Source organism: Spirosoma sp. SC4-14 (genome assembly GCF_037201965.1).
In the GTDB taxonomy this organism is placed as follows: Bacteria; Bacteroidota; Bacteroidia; order Cytophagales; family Spirosomataceae; genus Spirosoma.
The window spans coordinates 5,909,188-5,930,573 of record NZ_CP147518.1 but is presented as its reverse complement, the minus strand read 5'-3'; the positions used below and the strand labels follow the sequence as shown (position 1 = coordinate 5,930,573).

The window sequence follows — 21,386 nt, the reverse complement described above, 5'->3', positions numbered from 1 at the left end:
TTAGCTTTTTTTCGGTTTCCTGAGCCGCTCGGCTACGTTTTCCCAATTGTCGAAACCAATGGCCCGGTCGTCGATCCAGAAATCGCCAATGGGTTTTCCCAGAATCAACTGATGGTATTTAACCCCATTTTGCTGGAGCCAGTGCGTGGTCATTTCGTATTCCATCCAGGTCCGGGCCGAATAGATAATGATAGTGTGGCCTTCGTCGTACAGGCGGTTAACGTTTTCGCGTGCACCGTCCAGCAACTTCGCCATCGAACGGCTGTATGTTTTCTCTTCGGTACAGATGGTGCCGTCGAGGTCAATAATTAATTGCATGTCTTATAAAATTCACGATACGTTCTGATCATCAGTAGGTTATCAGTCCAGTTTGCCGCTGGCTCCTGCGGTATGCCCAGATAATCCTGAAGGATATATAGAGGAATATTGGCCCCGGCGCCAACTGCTGCCATAACGCCACCCCCAAATCGGGGATTTACTTCCATGAAATAAAAGTCACCGGTTGCTTTCTCTTCCAGAAACTGAATGGTGATGGGGCCGCGCAACCCACTTTTTTGCAACATATCCCTACACAGGGCAATCAGTTGGGTATTTTTTTGGGTAATGGTCTGGGTAACCTCACCCGCCGTTACTTCCAGTCGTTTGCGTGGAACAATGCAGAGAATGTCGCCGGTTCGGGGCGACACATAGCAATCGACGCTGTATTCGACTCCATCCACAAACCGTTGTACCAGATACTCATTGGTTGGAAACGTTTGTTCGAAATACGCTTTTTCCTGAGCCGTATTAAGAATCATGATTCCTTTAGAGGCCGACCCAAAAGCGGGTTTGGCAATGAGAGGTAGTGTGGCAGTAGCCACCGGAATCGGAAACTGTTGCTGCGTAAACCAGTCGTTTGCCTTTATTTTATTGAAAAAGATAGAACAGGCTTCTTCCGACGAAATAGGAATAAATACGTTACTCGTCACCTGATCGAGCTGTGAGGCAATGAGCGTAGCTGGATCGAGAAAGGGAATCACAATCTGGATGTGATGGGTGGCAATCGTGTCGTTCAGATGCGTCAGAATGGCCGGGTCGTTCCAGCGAAGCCCAACGATAATTTGCCCCACAAAGGCAATCGGTACCTGCTCCGATAACTCATAGGAGAAGATCTGTACCGTTTTGCCCAGCTTTTGGCCCGCACCGATGAACGCTTCGGCCACCGAAACCCGTTTGGCTCCGCCCAGAAACAGAATATTGATGGTGTCGTTCATGCCAGAATCACACTGCTGGGAATATTAACAAGTCTATCTTCAATAGATTGGGCGTTCGTCGTATCGTCGCGCAGGCAATTCTCAAACATGGGTAATTTTGTGAGTAATGTCCAGGCAGGACGAGTCATAATACCGCGATTGTTGCTGAATTCAAGAAACTCATCGCGCTCCCGGCGGTCATTCAGCAGAATAGCATTCAGCCAGTAGTTCGACTGACTTTGGGTTGGTTCCTGAATAAATTGGTACGCATAGTTGCTGAAAAACCGGGCATATTGCTCGGCCAGGTGGCGTTTGTGGGCAATGAACATATCGAGTTGTTCCATCTGAGCACAGGCCATAGCCGCATTCAGATTCGGCAGGCGGTAGTTATAGCCGATGTGGTCGTGGTCGAATGCCCAGCGATGTGGAATTTTGGCTTGCGTGGTCAAGTGTTTGGCGAGCTTGCCTAGTTGCTCGTTGTTTGTGACCACCATGCCGCCACCGCCACAGGTAATGGTTTTATTTCCGTTGAAACTATAGGTGCCAAGTAAACCAAATGTACCCGTTTGCTGCCCACGATACGTACTCCCCAATGACTCAGCCGCATCCTCTACCACCGGAATATGATAGGCTCTACAAACCTGCACAATGGCGTCTATCTGGGCCGGATGCCCAAATGTGTGCATCGGCACACAGGCGCTGATGCGTTTGCCGCTGGCAATGTGGTAGCAATTTCCGGTTCGGACTTCGGTATGGCTGTCTAAGAACGACTTTAGTTTGGTAGGGCTGAGGCTCAGTGTAGTTACGTCAATGTCTATAAAAACTGGCTCAGCACCTGTGTAGGCAATGGCATTGCAGGTAGCAATGAACGAAAGCGGCTGAGTAATGACCAGTTCGTCCCGTTTTACGCCTGCCAGCAACAGCGCAATGTGCAGAGCGGCTGTGCCGTTTACCGTAGCAATAGCACATGAAGCGCCCGTATAGTCTCTTATTTGTTCTTCAAAACGGTCGACATATTGCCCTACCGACGACACAAAGGTTGAGTCGATGGCATCCATAACATAACGCCTTTCATTGCCCGTAAACCGAGGTTCGTGCAGTGGAATGAAGGCAGTAGGTTCGCTGAATACATCGCGCACGAAGTTGACAAACTGATCAAACATTATAAATGTGGGCCTTGTACTGACTAAGATTAGTCGGGTTGCTAAACCACTCGATGGTTTTCTGTAACCCCTCATCAAGTGAAAAACGGGGCCGCCATGCGGTTGTTGATACGATCTTCTGGTTCGAACCCAGCAGGCGTTCTACTTCGCTTTTTTCGGGCCGCAGTCGCTGATCGTCTGAAACCACTTCGGCTTCCACGCCCATCAGACTTATTATTTTCTCAGCCAGGTCGCCAATGCTGATTTCGACATTGGTTGCAATGTTAACTTCCTGTCCAATCAATGAATTCTGTTTGGCAATTTCAGCGAATCCATTGGCGGTATCGGCCACGAAAACCAGATCGCGGGTTGGGTGGAGCGCACCAAGTTTTATTTCCCGATAGCCATTCAGCAGTTGCGTAATAATGGTGGGAATAACAGCCCTGGCCGATTGGCGTGGCCCATAGGTATTGAACGGACGAACCGTAACGACCGGTAAGTTAAAACTCCGATAGAACGCTTCGGCCATTGAATCGGCACCGATTTTGGTAGCCGAATAGGGCGACTGCCCCTGTCGGGGGTGCGTTTCGTCGATGGGCACGGTCAGCGCCGTGCCATATACTTCAGACGTTGAGGTTATGAGTACCTTCTCCAGCGATAAATCGCGGGCGGCCTGTAATACATTTAGCGTTCCTTTGATGTTTGTATCGACATAGCTATCGGGTGAGTGATAACTATACGGAATGGCAATGAGGGCTGCCAGGTGAAACACCATGGCTACGTCTTTCATGGCTGTTCTGACACCGTTTGGGTCTCGTATATCGCCCGCAAAAATTTCGATTTCCTTCAGTTTCTCTCTGGGCAGCGTATCTAACCACCCCCAGCTATTAAACGAGTTATAGTAGGTAAAGGCTTTTACAGAATACCCGTCTTCCAGGAGTTTCTCAACCAGATGGCTGCCGATAAAACCGTCAGCTCCGGTAACTAACACTTTCTTCATGCACGGTAACGTGTTCGGAGGCAGGCCAAAATTAGCGAATAAAAGCAAGGGGGCAAAGCAGGGCGTTGCTGTCGGGATTCGTCGTAGCTTTGTGCCGAAATTGCCCGTTCGTTTACTGATGAAGTATTTAGGTCTGAGTATCCCCCGTATTTTTCTGTTTTGGTTAGACACCGTAGCCCGTAACTGGTACTACCGATTCAAAGTAGTCAGTCGGCATATCGGGCCGCTGCAAAAGACCCGGCAACTGAAGGGCAGTAAAGCCGGGAAACAGGCACTGGTGCTGGCTAACGGGCCGTCGGTGGGTAAGCTCGACCCGGCTAAAATTAAACGGTTGCAGCAGGCCGACGCGTTCGATGTGTTTGCTGTCAACTCCTACATCAACTCACCACTTGCTGAGGTAGTGACACCCAACTATTACCTCTTAAGCGATCCGGCTTACTTTAATCCTGCAAAATATCCACACCTTACCGAGCGTCTGACAACCGATATTAATCTGCTGACTCAAAAGGACATTACGTGCTTTGTTCCCTTAGAACATTACAACGCAGCGCCGTTCAGGAAAAAGTTTGGTTTTTATGATCGGGGCAATCTTTTTTTGAGCAAAATCACTATTACGGGGCCTCGCTGTTTTGTGTCGATGACGGCCTACAAAGCGTTGGCGGCTGCCTGCTACATGGGCTATAGCCAGATTTATATCTGCGGATTCGACAACGATTATTTTCTGAATCTGGTGGTTGATGAAAACAACGAAATGTATTATATCGATCGCCACTTTTACGATAAAACGGGCAGCCAGCCCTCGAAAGTGCGCGATGCACACGCGCATAGCGTAGGGGAACTGCTGTATTCCCACCACTTTTTGTTTAAAGACCTCGAACGCTTTACCGAATATCCGATCATTAACCTCAATCAGAAAGGGCTGGTCGATTGTTTTCCCAAGCAGCACTCGCTGGATATTTATAAGAATAATCCATCGATGTGACCGTAGTGGGTTATAGCGATTTCTCAAACACAAGCTTGGGTGATTCCTGCGCTCCGAGGTTTTTTTTGAACCGGGCCAGACTGGGTTTCGGCGTTCGGCTAGCATCGAGCGAGACCCCTAAATCGAGCAGCCGAATGGCTTGCTGCTGGCAGTAACCAAACAGCCCATGGGTTAGCATAACCATTGGGCTAAATGTTTGATAGCGAGGGTGGTAGGTGGGCATAAAATTGTATAGAATGTCGTGCCGAACGCGCACACTAACAGTAAGCGCGGCTAACCTTGAACCATCGCGCACAACAAAAACGCTAAACTGATTCGGGAAATTTGCCAGTAATGCCCTGAGTTGGTCAGGGTTTATCGTTAGCGGATACCCTTTGAGAGATCTGGTTTCCTGTAAAAAATGTATAACTACATCGAGGTCGGGTGTCTGCCAGTGTGCAAAGGTAAATCCGGCTTCGCGGCATTTACGCAGCCGACGGCGTTCGGCGGGCTCAATTTGACTCTCCCAATCGGAGCCGGTGATGGGCAGGAAAAAATTCTGATCTGTTGTGAGTATCCGAAAGCCATGTTCAATCAATTTGTTGGTTAAACGTTGGGCCTGTTTAGGGGCGTAGCAGTTCGGATAATTAACCAGACGCAGGGTTGATGCGTCTACTGTTCGAACGGTATCCTGAAGGGCCTGCAAAAATTCGTCCAAAACAATATCGGGTAATGATTCGGCAAATTCAACGGAGCCAAATGGAGCCGCGCCGGGGCTGACCGCTTCGTCGGAACTAACAAAAAAAGCACAGCGGGCTTCTGCTTGCTGGGTATGTTGATTAAGTGCTGCTAGCAGATGATAGACGCCATTGCGTTGCTGACTTAAATGAACCGCTTCGTTAAAGAAAAAACCAGTCTCGTAGAACTCAGGAAGCTCAAATACGCGAGGGTTCTTTTTACGTAAAATTATATAATCAGTCATAGGCTGAAAAGCCTCTAAAGCATCAACATACTGGTTAATGTAGACAAAGATAGCGAATTCGACGGAGTTTTAGGGAAAATGAGTTTATAAGGATGCGATTGCAATAGGCAAAAAAAAGCATACGCAGAGCTGCGTATGCTTTCCCGTTTTCTTAACCTAGAATATTTAGTCCGCTCGTAAACACAAACCGTTGATATACGTATATGCTGCAACAGAAAATGCTAAAGAGGCTTACCGGTTTAGCAAAAGCCAATAATCATACCAATGAGATAATCGATTGATTAGTAGTTTATTAAGAAATTTAACTAAGTCTCCTCTGTACGATTCTGGACACTTGCCGTCCGTTTCTGTACAGAAGGAGATATACAGACTGCTAATTCTGGCAAGTAGACATGAACAATGGCCGATAGGTTTGGCACAGAAAATGGGAATAAGTGAAGAACAACCAATGGATGTCGCTCTTGTTATTTTGTTTTCAATTTTATATAAATAGAAAATAGTTAAGATAGTTTATGTGTAAATGGAATAGATATTGTAGTAGTATTATTAATTATAGTAAAAACTTGCTATTGGAATAGTTAAAAAAGTTCTCTTATGCTAAGCCGACTTTCTGATTCTGCCATTTCATGAAATTTGTTGAAGAATTGGTCGTAGCCAGAACGTTATTTTTCATTTTTTTTCGTTAAAGCAAAGATTGGCTCATCTTTTGTCGAGTTAACCTATAGGTGTATCTTGTATAAATCCAACTTAGCACTTTTAGTAGGCAAAGCCTAGTGTTTATACCATGGTTCTTACGTTCGGACAATACAGAATTCTTCTGGCAACACGCCACTGCATAAACTATACTCAATTAATTGAGCAAACTCATTTCGATCAGGCGTTGGTGAGCTATCTGGTAGCAGGCTTGCTCGATAGCGGCTTAATCGTATCGACGACCGAATCGGTTGATGAATCGGCCGAATATGCGCTGACCGACACAGGTTTGATCTCAATTGAGGAGTATGAGCGGGCAAACCCGGACTTAATTATGTATCGGGCAATGAGCTGATGGATAGAACTTCTTTTGCAAAACCGTTCAGAATGGTATTGATCAATTCTTTCTTCTGAAGCTCAATTACGCTGCCACACATATGGAAAAAAATGCGGGTTCTGTAGCATAAATACCACAGAACATGAATTCGGCTGGTTGGCAAATGGGGTGCTCCTGTCAATACGATTAATAAACACTACTGAACCTATAGCAGGATGAATGAAGGCCGCTGAATGGAAACGGGTTGTACGAAAAAAGCCAGACCTCCAGCCCGGCTTTCTGAATCTGCTAAAGCATCAGGGATTAATTGTCCGACGGCAAATAGCCCAATTGCTGTTGCACTGCTTTTGCAAAAGCGACTTTATCTGACTTACGATATCTCTCCACTTCCCGTATTTTCGACGGCGGACAAAAATCCTGATGAATGTGCTGACACGCTACCCATAAATCAGGATTTAACTTAATCTTATATTGCCGGATTGGTGTGTCTTCGGCAAACCAAAGATTAATTATATTGTTGACAGTTGGTTTAATAACGACGCTCATGATCTGTTCAAAATGCCCGGGTTTAATTGTGCGGCCCCAAAGGTATGGGATGGCTTGTGGCAGGCAAAATAAATATGAGCTAACGGACATTTTCAGGGATGAACAGCGTATAACGTGTACGAATTACACCTATGGTTACTTTAGTGATTCTGAACCCGATAATTGGCTTCTTGCTGCCGGAAAAATAGAAACTAAATATTCTTCTATTTTTGTGAAAACCTGCTCAACAGATTCTATGGATAAAGAGGGTGATTCGTCGGGTGCATTGGCTCAGGAACGATTTAACTTAGTGGCAAAAGCTACCCACGATGCGGTCTGGGACTGGAATTTGCAGACGGGACACATCTGGTGGAATGATGGGTTAACGAATCTGTTTGGTTACCCTTCGGGCGATTATGCCGATGGCGTTAGTGTATGGTTGAGTAAGATATATCCAACCGACCAGAAACGGGTTCAGGACAAAATATATAAGGCCATTGAACAGAGAAAGTCTACCTGGTCTGACGAATACCGTTTTTTGAAAGCTGATGGCACCTACGCGTATGTACATGACCGTGGCTATACACTTTTTCAGGGTGGTCGGGCAATGCGAATGGTTGGTGCAATGCAGGATGTTACACCGCAGGTGACTGAACTGGCACGCCGACAACAGGCCGAACAACTTAAATTTGTGACCGATAGCGCCCTCACAGCTATGGCTTTGTATTCAATTGTGCGCAATCCCAAAACCGGCGATGTTATTGACCTGCGCTATGAGTTGATTAACCAGATGGCCGAGCGGATGACCGGACGCCGGGCCGAAGAACTGCTTGGGCGAACAATGCTTGAGGTATTTCCGGGAATTGAACTGAGTGGAATCTGGAATCAGTATAAAAATCTTGCGCAGACCGGCGTGCCGCTTCGGTATCAGAATCATTATACCTACGACGGATACGATCTGTGGTATGAAGTACAGGGTGTGCGAAATGGCGACTGGATTGTCTTGTCGTTTCTGGATATTACCGAATTGAAGAATACGCAGCTTCAGCTAGAAACGCTCAATCAGAATCTTCTCCGTTCAAACGAAAGCCTTCAGGAGTTTGCTTACATCGCCAGCCACGATTTGCAGGAACCCTTACGAAAAATTCAGTCCTTTGGCGACCTGCTGAAGACTAATTATGCCGATCAGTTGGGAGACGGTGTCGATCATCTGGAGCGTATGCAATCGGCCGCGTCCCGAATGGCGATACTAATCCGGGATTTACTTAATTTCTCTCGTATATCAACCCATCGGAAAACGAACGGTTCCGTTGCGCTGGGACAGGTAATCACACGTGTGCTCGATGATCTGGATTTAAGCATTCAGGAAACCAATGCCCAATTGGTAGTAGGTGAATTGCCAACTATTTCGGGCGACGAATCGCAACTGCAGCAATTATTTCAGAATCTGATTTCAAACGCACTGAAATTTCATAAGCCTCATACGCCACCCATCATTCGGATCAGTGCCAGGCAACTGGCCGTTACCGAATTGCCTGCAACCGTAAAACCTGCACAACAGGCCGCATCTTATTATCAGATTAAGGTAGCTGATAACGGAATAGGATTCGATGAACAGTACCTGAACCGAATTTTTCAGGCGTTTCAACGGCTACATACCCGTAGTGAATATGCAGGAACGGGTATAGGGTTGGCCATTGGCGAAAAAGTCATTAAAAATCATGGTGGCGCTATTACAGCCACTAGTTCTCCTGGCCAGGGAGCTACTTTTGAGGTCTATTTGCCTGTAATTTGATCAGAATATTAGTAACAAAATAACTAATTAGTTTATAAAATAATGTATTGATAATACTTTTAGTAAATTAACATCAGGTTTGGTTTTGGAAATTTGTAAAAATAAATCTCTTACATGTTAAAAAGTTTACCTGATGCTTAATGTATTGAAGTTGAAGAATACTTTTGTTGCCTGCCTATTGGCAGGAACGCTGGTCGTAGGCTGTCAGCCGGTCGAAAACGTTGGCCTCCAAACTACGCCAGAAATGCTACTGCGGTCGGCCCGGACGGCATCCGTGTCGCTCTCGGAAGGGTTTGAGGTTGGATCGACCAGCCCTAAAACCGCTTATGATGTTAGCCCGACGGGCTCGTCGAGTGGCGATAATGTGACGCTCCAGTCGAAATCGTGGAATTTGTATGATGCCTTGATTGGCAATCTGAGTGGCGACCGGAAAGCGGGGGCCTGGTCGGCCCGGATTCGGAACACCGGAAAAATCACGATGCTGTTCGATGTAACAACGGGAGCCAGCACAGTTACCGTAAAACATGCTACGTATGGTACCGATGCCGCGAGCCAGTGGGGGCTGTGGTATTCGACCAATGGGGGCAGTTCCTGGACCCAATCGGGGACAAATCTTAGCACAACTACCACGCTTCAAACACAGACCTTTACATTAAACGTTTCGGGCAATATTCGGCTGGAAATCCGCAAATTAACCGGTTCATCTAACCGAATCAATATCGACGATATTACCATCAACGATTATTCGGGCGGAACCGGAACGCCAACCGGCAAAAAATTCCTGTTCGATGCCAGTAAATACGAAAATGCGGGGAGCGCCGACTGGCAAATTGACGCCGATGGTACCGAAAGCGTACCCATCTACACGGGCGGGACAACTGTAGAGACCAAAGCCCAGCGGTATCCAACACCTTCATATACAGGGATTACAGCAAGCACTGCTGAAACATACTGGAAAGGTGGAATTTCGGCCTGGGCAGTTGAATTGGTGAAGCGCGGTAACCTGGTTGAGACACTGCCTAATACGGCATCGCTAACGTATGGTAACGCATCGAATCCGCAGGATCTGAGTAACTACGACGTTTATATCGTTGTAGAACCCAACCGGCTCTTTACAACGACTGAAAAAACGGCGATCATGAACTTCATCTCAAATGGTGGGGGGCTGATGATGGTAGCCGATCATACGGCACCGTCGTTGACCGGTACAGACCCAAACGGCTATAATCCGTCGGACCGGGATGGCGATGGCTACGATTCGCCCCGTGTCTGGAATGACCTGATGTCGAACAATGGGGTTAACAACAACAAACCTTTCGGCTTTGTGATCGATTATGTCGACATCAGCGAGCAACCAACCACGAAGGTCTATACGGGTACCAATACAAACGCCCAGAAAGTGTTGAATGGGGTGGCCGGAACAGCCTCAAAACTGGCATTTTATAACGGCACCACCGCTACGCTTTACCCCGCTAACAATTCAACTGTCCAGGGGTTGTTCTGGCGGATGAGTAGTACGCTAAACAGCAATACCAATGTAATGGCGCTACTATCGACATATGGTACCGGTCGTGTGGTCTTTATTGGCGATAGTTCGCCCGCCGACGACGGCACGGGCGATACAAACGATAACTTGTTTAACGGTTGGTCGGGCGATGCGCCATCGGGCTATACATCGCACCCAGCCCTGCACCTGAATGCTTCACTCTGGCTTGCCAGGGTTCAGTAAGGTTTATATAGTTGACAGTCTATGGTTGTTTTGCAGGAGAAGATCTATTTAGCAGCGCAACCATAGACCATAAACTAAATACTTGCCAGCTCACTGACCGAAATCCCCCAGGCGCATCGGAAATGGCCCAGCGGGCAGGCCGATTTTCCGTGCAGATTGCACGGCTTACAGTCCAGAATTTCGTGCGTTTGTACCACCCGCGACCGATCTGCCAATGGGCCAAATCCGAATTCGGGTACTGTTGAGCAGAAAATAGCCGTAGTCGGGGCATTCATAGCCGAACACAGGTGAAGCGGGGCCGAATCATTTACATAATTCATCACAGCACCTTCCTGCAACGCGGCCGATTGTAGTAAACTCAGCTTACCGGCCAGATTAATCACTTCACCTTTGCGTCCGGCCAGCGCAATCATGGCATCGCAGGCGGGGGCATCAGCCGGAGCACCCAGCAAATAAATGGTCAGATTACGCGGGAGCGCCTTCATTAAGTCAATCCAGCGTTCGGCCGGATATTGTTTTGTGAACCATACCGATGTGGGTGCCATACAGACATACGGCATACTTTGATAGGGTCGTACGGTATTGTAGTCGGCCGTTGATGGATATAGTTTGGGCTTCACAACGGGACCTGTCAGATTCAGGGGTTTCAATAATTCGGCATTTCGATGAATTTCGTGGATGCCCGGCTCAATGCGGTGCTCGACCTGGTAGGAAAAGAAACGGGCAAACGGATTTTTGGCAAAACCTATTGTAACTTTTGCATTCGATAGGGCCGTTAGCAGTCCTGTTGTGCCGAAGCGCTGAAGATTCAGCACAACGTCATACCGGCGGGAACGTATTGTTTTAAGAAGTTGCCAGAGACTACTGTATTTTGCTTTTTTCTTATCCCAGACCAATACCTCATTCACAAATGGATGATTGGCCAGCAGACTCTCGTTACCTTTGCGAACCAGTACGTCCAGAATGGCGTCGGGCCTTGCCTGATGAAGCTGTTCCAGGAGAGCCGTAGCCAGAATCACATCGCCGATAAAGGCAGTTTGGTTGATCAGGAACCGGGGCGGATTGGTTACGGTTATCATTAGTGCGCCAGATGCGTCGTTATGACTGCGTCAATTGCTTAAGAATGGAAGATTACGAAGTTTATACATTACCCAACGGTATTCGAATTGCTCATAAACAGATACCGCATACGCAGATTGCTCATTGTGGTATTATGCTTGATATTGGGAGCCGCGATGAACAACCACATCAGCAGGGGTTAGCCCACTTTTGGGAACATATGGCTTTCAAAGGTACGGAGAAACGAAAATCGTACCACATAATTACCCGTTTAGAAACGGTTGGTGGCGAGCTAAATGCATATACAACCAAAGAAAAAGTATGTTTTCATGCTTCTGTATTGGGTGTTCACTTCGAAAAGGCAACCGAACTACTGGCCGATATTACGTTTCACTCCGTTTTTCCAGAAAAACAGATTGAACGCGAACGGGGTGTGGTGCTGGAAGAAATGGCGATGTATTACGATTCGCCCGAAGATGCCATTCAGGACGATTTCGATCAACTGATTTTCCCCAATCATGCGCTGGGTGGAAATATTTTGGGGACTACCGAAACCGTCAGTTCTTTCCGGCGCGAAGATTTGCAACGGTTTATCGCCGAAAACTACGATACCAGTAGGATTGTCTTTGCATCGGTGAGCAATCTGGCTTTCAGACAGGTTGTTAAAGTAGCCGAAAAATACCTGCGCGATGTGCCTGCACAGCATTCAAATCGACAACGTAAAAAACCAACCGATTATGTGCCGCGTCAGACGCGCATCGAGCGGCCAATAACCCAGGCACAGTGTGCTCTGGGCCGGCCGGCCTATGGACTGACCGATCCGCGTCGATTGCCGTTTTTTATGCTCATCAATTTGCTGGGAGGGCCGGGTATGAACTCCCGGCTCAACATGAATCTGAGGGAGAAGTATGGGCTGGTTTATTCGATCGATGCCAGTTATACGCCCTACCTCGATACGGGATTTCTGGGGATTTATTTTGGCACCGATCCCAAAAAAGTCGATAAAGCGCAGATGTTAATCAGCAAAGAGCTAAAACGCCTGCGCGACGAACCGCTGACAACTCTGCAACTGCATCAGACCAAAGAGCAACTGATTGGGCAACTGGCTATGGCCGAAGAAAGCAACAATAGTTTTATGCTGATGATGGCCAAGAGCCTGCTCGATATTGATCGGGTCGAAGCCCTGAACGACATCTTCAACGATATTAAAGCTGTTACGGCCGAACAGCTACAAACACTGGCGCAGGAAGTTTTCGACGAAAGCCAGTTCAGCTCTCTTACGTTCGTGCCTGAGAAATAATGGGTTCTGTTTTCAGTTTATAGTTTTCTGCGCTCTGCAAAAGTTGGGTTCTAAACAGGCGAAGCACTGTAAACCATAAACTGAAAACTTTATCCGTGACTACCTGCCATTCTGCACGTCGGAGAGCTTGTTTGCACTATGAAAATTGCCACTCTGCAACTGCTCTTTTGTTTAGTACTGGTAAGTCTTGGTTTACGGGCTCAATCCGATGTATCGGCTATATCAGTACCGTTACCACTGCTGAAACAGCATGTTTTTGCACTGGCAGATGATAGCTTACAGGGGAGAGAAACAGGTACGCCCAGCCAGCTAACGGCAGCTCGTTATTGTGTCAAATCGTTTAGAAAGAGCCATCTGTTAGCGGTTTTTCGAGTCGATTCGGTACGCGGGTCGTTTTATCAACCCTTCTATTTTACGTCTACCACCCTTGCGTTATTTAAACCCAGGCCCGGCCAGACTCCTGTAATGTATAAAAAAGGGGAACTGCTCCCGGCACCCGTTACGGCAAAAGATAGCGCTCAGGTACTACAGGGGCATAACGTGGCCGGTTTTATTTTAGGAACCGACCGAAAACAGGAAATCGTCGTTATTTCGGCCCATTACGATCATGTAGGGCGCATAGGCGGGCGAGTATTTCCGGGTGCCGACGACAATGCATCAGGAACGGCCACCGTGCTCAGTGTTGCGTCGGTTTTCGATAGTCTGGCCCAGCAAGGTATCCGAAGCCGACGAAGTATTCTGTTTGTGTTGTTCTCGGGAGAAGAAAACGGGCTACTGGGGTCAACTTATTTTGTCAATAATAGCCCTATACCGATAACACAACTGGTAGGAAACCTGAATACCGATATGATTGGCCGGATCGACAACAAACACCGAAAACACCCTGACTATTGTTATCTGATAACAGGTTCGGAAAATAGCCGGCTCCGACGACTAGCTGAACAGGCCAATAAACAATCGGTTCGAATCGAACTGGATTATGAACACGACACGGAAGATGATCCGAAGCAGTACTTCTCTCGATCTGATCATTATAATCTGGCCAAATTAGGCGTTCCTGTCCTGTTTTTTACCGATGGCGAACATCCCGATTATCATCAGCCTTCCGACAAGCCCGAAAAGATTGAGTTTGACCTTTTGGCAAAGCGTGCCACACTGATTTTTCAGACCGCCTGGCTCATGGCTAACTAAGAATGGTTTATGGTTGCTCCGCCAATTAGTATCCCTTCTGCGGAGCAACCATAAACCGTAAACTACACCTCAATCCGAAGCAGGTGCATGGGGAGCACATAAGGATCAAGCTCTACGTAGTTCCATTCGCCCTGCCAGGTATAATAAGCTTCGGTTAATAAATCATGAACAGTATAGGGATGCTCCTGATCGATGCCCAATTGCCAGATAGGCACCTGCACCATGCCTGCCCGACGGTTGTAAGCATCAGTATTGACGACGATCAGTAGGCGATTGTTGCCCGTTGTTTTCAGATATGCCATGATGGCATCGTCGCTGACGGTACAGAAGCTGATGTTGTTGGTATGTTGTAGGGCCGGGTTTTCGTGACGGATGCGGTTAACAAGCGTAATCAGATAGGTAAGTTTATTGGTCTTGTGCCAGTCCCAGTGCCGGATTTCGTATTTCTCGGAGTTTAGGTATTCTTCCTTGTTCGGGAACGGAACATGCTCCATCAACTCAAACGATGGGCCATAGATACCGTAATTGCTCGATAACGTTGCTGCCAGAAAATAGCGGATCAGGAATTGAGGCTCATGCCCCGGCTGTAGAATAGAAGGATTAATGTCGTGGGTAGTAGGCCAGAAATTTGGGCGATAGAAAAACTTCATATCGCTCTGCGTTAGCTCGGTGAGGTATTCCTGCAATTCGGCTTTTGTGTTGCGCCAGGTATAATAGGTATACGATTGGGCGAAACCACGCTTGGCCAGTTCCTGCATCACCTTAGGCTTGGTAAAGGCTTCTGACAGAAACAGCATATCCGGATATTCGCGTTTTACTTCGGCTATAATCCATTCCCAAAAACCAAAGGGTTTCGTGTGCGGATTGTCGACCCGAATAATACGAACACCCCATGAGGCCCAAACGAGCAAAACCCGTTTTAACTCGTTCCAGAGGCTTTCCCAATCTTCGGTTTCGAAATAGATGGGATAAATATCCTGGTACTTTTTGGGCGGATTTTCGGCATACTGAATGGTTCCATCTGGTCGTTTTTTAAACCATTCGGGGTGTTCTTTCGCCCATGGGTGATCGGGCGAGCATTGAATGGCCAGGTCCATCGCAACCTCCATACCGTAGTTGGCCGCAATGGCAATCAGGTGTTTAAAGTCATCGACGGTGCCCAGTTCTGAATGAATGGTGTCATGGCCACCCTCGGGCGAACCAATGCCATAGGGAACGCCCGGTTCACCGGGTTCGCAGGCAACCGAGTTGTTTTTCCCCTTGCGGAACGTACTGCCAATCGGATGAATCGGGGGTAGATACAGCACATCGAACCCCATGCCCGAAATCCGGGGCAATAGCGCTTCAACATCTTTGAACGTACCGTGTACACCTTCGTGTTGCGAGGCCGATCGCGGAAACAAACAATACCAGGTGCTGAAACCGGCCCGAGCCCGATCAACTTCTACTTCCAGCTCATGCGTATAGCGAACCGGATGCTGACGTTCGGGATAACGATTGGCATAAAACGTAAACTGGTCGCTTTCGGCTACCGATACGGCTTCGTCGTAGCGGGTTTCGTTGCGGAACAAAGCGGCCATCTCCCGCAACGCTTTCACATCGGCCGATTCGTTGGCAGGCTCGGCTGTTTTTTTGCCTCCCCGTTTTTTTGCCTCTGTTTCTAACGCTCCGCCCGCCCGAACCAGCATTCCGTCCAGATAATGAGCACCGGCCAGGAGTTCGCTGGTGATGCGTTGCCCATCAGCTACTTTCAGATGGATTTCGTGTTGCCAGGAGCCGGGATGATCGATCCAGCCTTCTAGTGTATATTGATAACGGCCTTGTTTCTCGGCAATAAACGACGCGCCCCAACGGTCGTTGTTCAGCAGCGCCATCGCCGTTTCGCTCCAATCGGCATCGTCGCTGTGCTTATACAAGAGCACCGCCGATAGATAATCATGACCATCGGCAAAAATGTCGGCTTCAACAGCAATCACATCGCCCGGAACAGCTTTAATCGGAAAACGACCTCCATCGATTTCGGGCGATACGCGCTCAATAACAACGCGGGCCTGCCCCGATTTGGATGAACTTACAGGGGCTGATAGTGAGTCTGTTATGGAAGTGGTGGTTGAGACTATTGGGCTTTTACTACGAGACCGCGATGGGGATGTCTTTGGTTTATCAGAAGTCATATTTGTTCGAAGTTCGTGTCGATCGGCTACTGATCGGGTCGGGGTTTAAATACCGGGCAATGTTACAAAAAAAGCGCCAGTCGGCCTTTTCTGAAGGCAATTAAGTAAGCACATGGTCTATTGATAACCATTGGCAATACGGTCTGTTTCCATCTTTCTGAAAAAAACCGACTAAGTAACTGCTGCCGACGTTGGTTCCTGCTGGCTATTCAGAACAGGTTGCCGTTGGTTGGCTCCCCCATTTATGAGATTCTACATTCTGATGAGTGTACTGCATCTGTGTGGGTGTTGTGCGACTCATCATTCTTCGTCGTCGGTTATGGAAGCAACAGATCGGGTTTATGCATCACTGGTGCTCAAGGCACCTGCTGGCAAATCGGTGCTGGATACAGCAGCCTCGCAGATTCCTATACAGGAACTCACGCCCGACGCGCAGGCTATTCAGAAAGCACGGATTTTTTTAACAGAAAATGGCTTGCAGCCTGGTCCTGAAGGAGTGGTGTTATCGTTTTCCGGCGAACGACGACTAATAGAGCAGCTTTTTCGAATCAGGCTTATTGCCTACGAAAAAGACGGGAAGCGGTATTATCGCAAATCGGGTTCGATTGTAGTCCCTGAATCCATGCGCAACATCATTGTTGATGTTGTTCTGGACGATCCACGTCAATTCTTCTCACCCTAAACCTTTTACAAACATGCCTGCCAAAACCAAAGTCGACAAGAGTAAAGTATTGTATGCACACGCTTCGGTGCGTTCGCTGGGCGGTACGTCGTTATTCGATGTTCAGCCCGAAGCCATCAGAAGTACGAACGTAAACGGATTCTTCGCCAATCCGAATCTTGTGAACGATGCCGTTAATCGTTTAAAAGCCAATGGCTTCGACGTACTTCAGGTTGGCGACACCACCATTTCCATTGCGGCCCCTATCGAAACCTACGAGAAAGTTTTCAAAACGAAGATTGTGAGTGAAGATCGGCCGGTGATTAAAGCGTTTGCGCAGGAGGATGAGGCCGAATTTTTCGATACAACCGATACGCCCATATCTGGCCTGATCGATACCAGCAAGAGCAATATGGCCGATGTGCTCGAAGGGGTGGCCATCAACGAGCCAGTCTATTTCATGGCAAACAAATTTGCGCCAGCAAAAGCCTATTGGCACCTGACCGTTCCGGGCGATGTGTCGATGGGCATGAATGCCGATCGGGCGCATCGGGCCAACTACACCGGTCGTGGCGTAAAAGCTCTGATGGTTGATTCGGGCTGGTATCGGCATCCGTATTTTACGGCACGAGGCTACCGGGTAGCACCGGTTGTGCTGGGGCCGGGAGCGACAGCCGCCGACCATGACGAAAGCGGCCACGGCACGGGCGAATCGGCAAATCTGCTGGCGGTGGCACCCGATACGGATTTTGGCCTGGTGAAAATGAATTTTGTCGATTCGGTGGGTGGGTTCAATGCCGCCGTAGCGCTGAATCCGGCCATTATTTCGTGCAGTTGGGGCAGCAGCAAACAGTTTGGCCCACTCTCGGCGGCCGATAATGTACTGGCGGCTGCTATTGCCAATGCCGTCCGGCAGGGAATTATTGTGGTATTCTCGGCCGGTAATGGCCATTGGGGTTTTCCGGGCCAACACCCCGACGTGATTTCGGCGGGTGGGGCCTTCATGCAGCCCGATGGATCGTTGCAGGCCAGCAACTATGCCAGTGGTTTTGCCAGTAATATCTATCCTGGTCGTAGTGTGCCCGATGTATGCGGCTTGGTGGGTATGCTGCCCCGAGCAGCTTACATCATGCTACCCATTGAACCCGGCGACGAAATTGATACCGGGCTGGCCGGTGGTGTGCATCCTGCGGCCGACGAAACGGCCAATAACGACGGCTGGGCTGCTTTTAGCGGTACGTCGGCGGCTGCCCCTATGCTGGCGGGTATTTGTGCCCTAATGAAACAGGCTTATCCGCGTATGACGCCTGCCGAAGCCCGCGATTTCCTGAAACGAACAGCCATTGATGTAACAACGGGCGTAAATGCATTGGGCAATGCTGCTGGTGTTGGCCCTGATCTGGCCACAGGTTACGGACTGGCCGATGCGTACCGTGCTACCATGCTGGCTCGGCTACGGGCGATAATTACGAGTGGTGGTTTCCCGTTGCCGGTACCCATCATACCCCCTGTGGCACCGACAGCCGTCGTGGCACCTGTCGATGAGTTTCCGCAGGCTTTGTTTGGTAACGGCTCTGTTGCGCACAACGATCTGGAAGCTATTGAAGAGCTAATGATCGGGAGCCATATGGGCTACTAAGGTCTTTCTGATAGTAGTACTGATTATTTCTAAACCCTAATTAACATGGCTAAACAAGAACAGGCCCGGTTCGAATATGACGACTGGGTAGGAGTGGTGCGCCCCGATCCGCGCTCGACCGAGCAACTGACCCTTTTGCAGGGGTTTATCGGAAAATCGTCGGAAACGGGGCATGTTCGGGTCTATTCCGACGAATCGCTGAACGGTTTCGTGGAAGTGCCCGAAGAGGCAATCGTGTATGCGCAGAAGTTAAGCGCAGAGGAGTCGTCGCTGGGAGGTAGTCGAGTCTGGGTTCGGTCGGATGTGGTCGTAACGTATGGCGATCCTAAGTCGGCCAACCGCCCGAAGAGCACATTCCTCGAAGGCGACATTATGCAGCAATATGGAGCGTTTGGCGGGCAGCCCGACACAACCCAGATGTCGGGTTATATGGCCGGGCAACCCGATACAACAGGTCAGCTTGCGCCGGTGCCAACAATCTTGTGTGGACCAATTACGCTGGCCAATCGGCCTTCGGTGTGTATCATTTGCCCAACAACGGTGCGCGTAACCTGTCTGCGGTCTGTTTGCCAGATTGCTACCTGTTTCCGAACGATTTGTGGCATTGCTACCTGTCGGAATACACTTTGTTACAAATCCTGCTTTATAACAGCCTGTGGTATTCCAACCAATCAATTTACTATTACGCCAACAACTCCGCAGCAGGTTCTTCAGCCCGGAGCCAATTTCATGGGCGGTCAACCCGATACCACCCAGATGGGCGGCTATTATGGTACGTTTAATCCGTATATGTATTGATGTTGCAAACAGGAGCAGTTGCCAGACTGCTCCTGTTTGCCAAAAACTTTTCCCACTCAACCCATGCTGCTCACCGGTTTTACTATCGCTCATTATTTGCTGGATAAAGGCTATTTATCGCCCGACGCCATACTCGACGGAATGTTTACGGCGCATCTGGCGTCCAGCCGAAATACCAACTACATAATCAATCGGGATGCGGGCAAAGGCGCGCTGTTTGTGAAGCAGGTGCAGGCATGGGATCAGGAGAAAATTCAGACCCTGCGCACCGAAGCAACCTGCTACTGGCTGGCTAACAACGAGTTGGGGTATGAACAGCTTCGTGAGTTTTTGCCAAATTACATCGCTTTCGATGTGCAGAACCATATTCTCATTACGGAGGCTATATCGGGAGCCATCAGCCTTAATGATTTTTATTTGCAGCAACGGCAATTTCCGCGTCAACTGGCTATCCGACAGGCCGAGCTGCTTGGATCGTTTCATAAAAATATCGCGCAGTCGATTCAGGATACTCCTGGCTTCCGGTTATTCAAAAAACAGCAGCCGGTTGTGTTTATGTGGAGTGCTTCGGGGTTTCCGGCCTATTCGGGGCAGCAAAGTCAGGCCGAGCGGCAGATGGTTCAACTCATTACGCAGAACAACGATTATATGAAACGCCTGGCAGCGGTTCGGGAGCAATGGCAGGCTACCAGCCTGACACATGGCGATATAAAACCGGCTAACTTTCTGATTAATCAGGATGCGCTGACGACCGGCCACTATTCGCTCCGGCTCATCGATTGGGAAACCGCCGACATTGGTGATCCGTGCTGGGATGTAGCCGCTATTTTTCAGAGTTATCTGTACTACTGGATTTATCACGAACCACTCCCGGGAAATACGGATCAGAATCCGTATGCCAGCTACGGTTTTTCGCTCGAAACCATGCAGCCATCCATGCAATTGTTCTGGCAAACCTATGTGCGGCAGATGGACTGGAGCGCCGAAGAGGCACAGACGAATCTCCAGAAAATTATTGGCTATTGCGCCCTAAAACTCATTCATACCTGCTACGAAACCATTCAGCAGGCACCCGCCATGCCGCCCCATAGCGCCCGACTCCTGCAACTCAGCCTAAATATGTTACGCTCTCCCGACGAAGCCATTGGGTCGGTATTGGGCATCTCAACAACGGTACGACTATGAACACCTATTATGAACAACAGCTCGACGCGATTCTGAACGGATTGTGGATCGATATGGAGCAGCGGTTAATTACGGTGAAGCATGATCGGTCGCAAACGAGTTATACGCCCGAGACCTTGCAGGCTACACTGTCGGGGTTGATTTACCGATACTTCTATTGTGCCGGACATTCGGAGCTGATTCTTTCGAACACCACTACAGACCAATCGTTCGTAGATGAGCTTAGCCATCGGAATCATAGTGTCGAACGCTTCGATAACGCCTGGTCGGTCGAAACCGTCGATATGGCAGGTATACCGTATGCCACCAAAGGCAACGACCGCCGAATGCTCTATGCCGGAGAGTTTGTTTATGATTCGCCGAAGCGGGGACCGGTTCAGGCGGGCGATTCGGTGCGGGTGCTGATGCATCGGGAGCACCGCGACACGCAGACGGGTTTTTATTATGTTTTTAGCCAGACACCCGGCGATGAGTCGACCACGTTGCAGACGCGGCTCTATTTTCATACAAGCCCCGCAGGAAGCCTTTGGCTGGTAGATTGGCTAACCCAAACGCTCAATAGCTATAAAATACCTTTTCAGTTCAAGTGCCTCAATCATCCTGACCTCTATGGTCGGAGCGATTCGGCTGTCTTGTATCTTCAAAAACCGCACGTCAATCTGGTACTGGAACTTCTGGCTGATGTTTTTTCGGAATTATCGACCTGGCTGCAACCCGCTACTCCGCTGTTTACCCGACAGCTTGCCGCAGGCATTGGTTTTGCTGAAAGTCCACCGAACGCCAGCGAAAGCTTCGGTACGAGCCGCTGTGGGTTAATTGCTCAGGGAATTGCCGGAGCCGTTCAAAATCAGCAACCTGCCGAGAGTTATCGGGCGGCTGTTCTGGCCGTATTTGAGCAGATAGGTTTGTCGATTGAGGAGCCGTATCGAAATCCGTGTTCGGCTTATTCGTATGCTTTCCCCATTTATTCGGTTAACTAGACC

The 21,386-nt window shown here is 48.8% G+C and carries 19 protein-coding genes; 11 read left to right on the top strand and 8 right to left on the bottom strand.

Features of this window, described 5'->3' with window-relative positions:
* The 4 genes from WBJ53_RS24345 to WBJ53_RS24330 are packed head-to-tail and all read right to left on the bottom strand — an operon-like array spanning nt 1 to nt 3,374.
* Nucleotides 1-318, bottom strand: a complete 318-nt coding sequence (locus WBJ53_RS24345) for an HAD hydrolase family protein (protein ID WP_338871040.1) — start codon at nt 316-318, stop codon at nt 1-3.
* Nucleotides 309-1,253: an ATP-grasp domain-containing protein gene (locus tag WBJ53_RS24340; protein WP_338871038.1), complete on the bottom strand. Its 945-nt coding sequence runs from the start codon at nt 1,251-1,253 to the stop codon at nt 309-311. The genes WBJ53_RS24345 and WBJ53_RS24340 overlap by 10 nt, the downstream gene beginning before the upstream one ends.
* The gene (locus WBJ53_RS24335) at nt 1,250-2,395 is read right to left on the bottom strand and encodes a LegC family aminotransferase (protein ID WP_338871036.1); all 1,146 of its coding nucleotides are present in this window, start codon (nt 2,393-2,395) and stop codon (nt 1,250-1,252) included. Before WBJ53_RS24335 ends, WBJ53_RS24340 begins: the two co-directional genes overlap by 4 nt.
* Entirely contained in the window at nt 2,388-3,374 is a 987-nt protein-coding gene (locus WBJ53_RS24330; RefSeq protein ID WP_338871034.1) for an NAD-dependent 4,6-dehydratase LegB, read from the bottom strand. Before WBJ53_RS24330 ends, WBJ53_RS24335 begins: the two co-directional genes overlap by 8 nt.
* Between WBJ53_RS24330 and WBJ53_RS24325 the strand changes: the two genes are divergently transcribed.
* The gene (locus WBJ53_RS24325; protein ID WP_338871032.1) at nt 3,373-4,356 is read left to right on the top strand and encodes a hypothetical protein; all 984 of its coding nucleotides are present in this window, start codon (nt 3,373-3,375) and stop codon (nt 4,354-4,356) included. The two genes, WBJ53_RS24330 and WBJ53_RS24325, sit on opposite strands and share 2 nt — an antisense overlap.
* A 10-nt stretch (nt 4,357-4,366) precedes the next feature.
* Here the strand turns inward: WBJ53_RS24325 and WBJ53_RS24320 are convergent, their stop codons facing one another.
* Nucleotides 4,367-5,317 carry a GNAT family N-acetyltransferase gene (locus WBJ53_RS24320; protein WP_338871030.1) on the bottom strand — a complete coding sequence of 317 codons (951 nt, stop codon included), beginning with the start codon at nt 5,315-5,317 and terminating at the stop codon, nt 4,367-4,369.
* A 784-nt stretch (nt 5,318-6,101) separates the two neighbouring features.
* On the opposite strand from WBJ53_RS24320, the gene WBJ53_RS24315 reads away from it, so the two are divergent.
* Nucleotides 6,102-6,365: a helix-turn-helix domain-containing protein gene (locus WBJ53_RS24315; protein ID WP_338871028.1), complete on the top strand. Its 264-nt coding sequence runs from the start codon at nt 6,102-6,104 to the stop codon at nt 6,363-6,365.
* 285 nt (nt 6,366-6,650) lie between these two features.
* Here the strand turns inward: WBJ53_RS24315 and WBJ53_RS24310 are convergent, their stop codons facing one another.
* On the bottom strand, nt 6,651-6,893 hold the full coding sequence (locus tag WBJ53_RS24310; protein WP_338871026.1) for a hypothetical protein: 243 nt from the start codon (nt 6,891-6,893) through the stop codon (nt 6,651-6,653).
* A 235-nt stretch (nt 6,894-7,128) separates the two neighbouring features.
* Between WBJ53_RS24310 and WBJ53_RS24305 the strand changes: the two genes are divergently transcribed.
* Together WBJ53_RS24305 and WBJ53_RS24300 are read left to right on the top strand one after the other, a co-directional pair.
* Nucleotides 7,129-8,667 (top strand): ATP-binding protein, encoded by a 1,539-nt coding sequence (locus tag WBJ53_RS24305; protein ID WP_338871024.1) that lies wholly within the window; start codon nt 7,129-7,131, stop codon nt 8,665-8,667.
* A 133-nt stretch (nt 8,668-8,800) separates the two neighbouring features.
* On the top strand, nt 8,801-10,396 hold the full coding sequence (locus tag WBJ53_RS24300; RefSeq protein WP_338871022.1) for a hydrolase: 1,596 nt from the start codon (nt 8,801-8,803) through the stop codon (nt 10,394-10,396).
* Between the two features lie 74 nt (nt 10,397-10,470).
* On the opposite strand, the gene WBJ53_RS24295 is transcribed toward WBJ53_RS24300, so the two are convergent.
* Nucleotides 10,471-11,475, bottom strand: a complete 1,005-nt coding sequence (locus tag WBJ53_RS24295) for a glycosyltransferase family 9 protein (protein WP_338871020.1) — start codon at nt 11,473-11,475, stop codon at nt 10,471-10,473.
* Between the two features lie 44 nt (nt 11,476-11,519).
* Here WBJ53_RS24295 and WBJ53_RS24290 point away from each other — a divergent pair, with 44 nt between their 5' ends.
* Together WBJ53_RS24290 and WBJ53_RS24285 are read left to right on the top strand one after the other, a co-directional pair.
* Entirely contained in the window at nt 11,520-12,755 is a 1,236-nt protein-coding gene (locus WBJ53_RS24290; protein ID WP_338871018.1) for a pitrilysin family protein, read from the top strand.
* A 138-nt stretch (nt 12,756-12,893) separates the two neighbouring features.
* Nucleotides 12,894-13,946 carry a M28 family peptidase gene (locus WBJ53_RS24285; RefSeq protein ID WP_338871016.1) on the top strand — a complete coding sequence of 351 codons (1,053 nt, stop codon included), beginning with the start codon at nt 12,894-12,896 and terminating at the stop codon, nt 13,944-13,946.
* 62 nt (nt 13,947-14,008) lie between these two features.
* On the opposite strand, the gene WBJ53_RS24280 is transcribed toward WBJ53_RS24285, so the two are convergent.
* On the bottom strand, nt 14,009-16,120 hold the full coding sequence (locus WBJ53_RS24280) for an alpha-1,4-glucan--maltose-1-phosphate maltosyltransferase (protein WP_338871014.1): 2,112 nt from the start codon (nt 16,118-16,120) through the stop codon (nt 14,009-14,011).
* Nucleotides 16,121-16,364: 244 nt separating this feature from the next.
* Between WBJ53_RS24280 and WBJ53_RS24275 the strand changes: the two genes are divergently transcribed.
* The 5 genes from WBJ53_RS24275 (at nt 16,365) to WBJ53_RS24255 (ending at nt 21,383) form a co-directional block, all read left to right on the top strand.
* On the top strand, nt 16,365-16,802 hold the full coding sequence (locus WBJ53_RS24275) for a protease pro-enzyme activation domain-containing protein (protein ID WP_338871012.1): 438 nt from the start codon (nt 16,365-16,367) through the stop codon (nt 16,800-16,802).
* A gap of 13 nt (nt 16,803-16,815) precedes the next feature.
* Nucleotides 16,816-18,420, top strand: coding sequence for a S8 family serine peptidase (locus tag WBJ53_RS24270; protein WP_338871010.1), 1,605 nt, complete (start codon nt 16,816-16,818; stop codon nt 18,418-18,420).
* Nucleotides 18,421-18,465: 45 nt separating this feature from the next.
* On the top strand, nt 18,466-19,218 hold the full coding sequence (locus WBJ53_RS24265; protein WP_338871008.1) for a hypothetical protein: 753 nt from the start codon (nt 18,466-18,468) through the stop codon (nt 19,216-19,218).
* Nucleotides 19,219-19,281: 63 nt separating this feature from the next.
* Nucleotides 19,282-20,403, top strand: a complete 1,122-nt coding sequence (locus WBJ53_RS24260) for a phosphotransferase (RefSeq protein ID WP_338871006.1) — start codon at nt 19,282-19,284, stop codon at nt 20,401-20,403.
* The gene (locus tag WBJ53_RS24255; RefSeq protein WP_338871004.1) at nt 20,400-21,383 is read left to right on the top strand and encodes a T3SS effector HopA1 family protein; all 984 of its coding nucleotides are present in this window, start codon (nt 20,400-20,402) and stop codon (nt 21,381-21,383) included. The genes WBJ53_RS24260 and WBJ53_RS24255 overlap by 4 nt, the downstream gene beginning before the upstream one ends.
* The last annotated feature ends 3 nt before the right edge of the window (nt 21,384-21,386 follow it).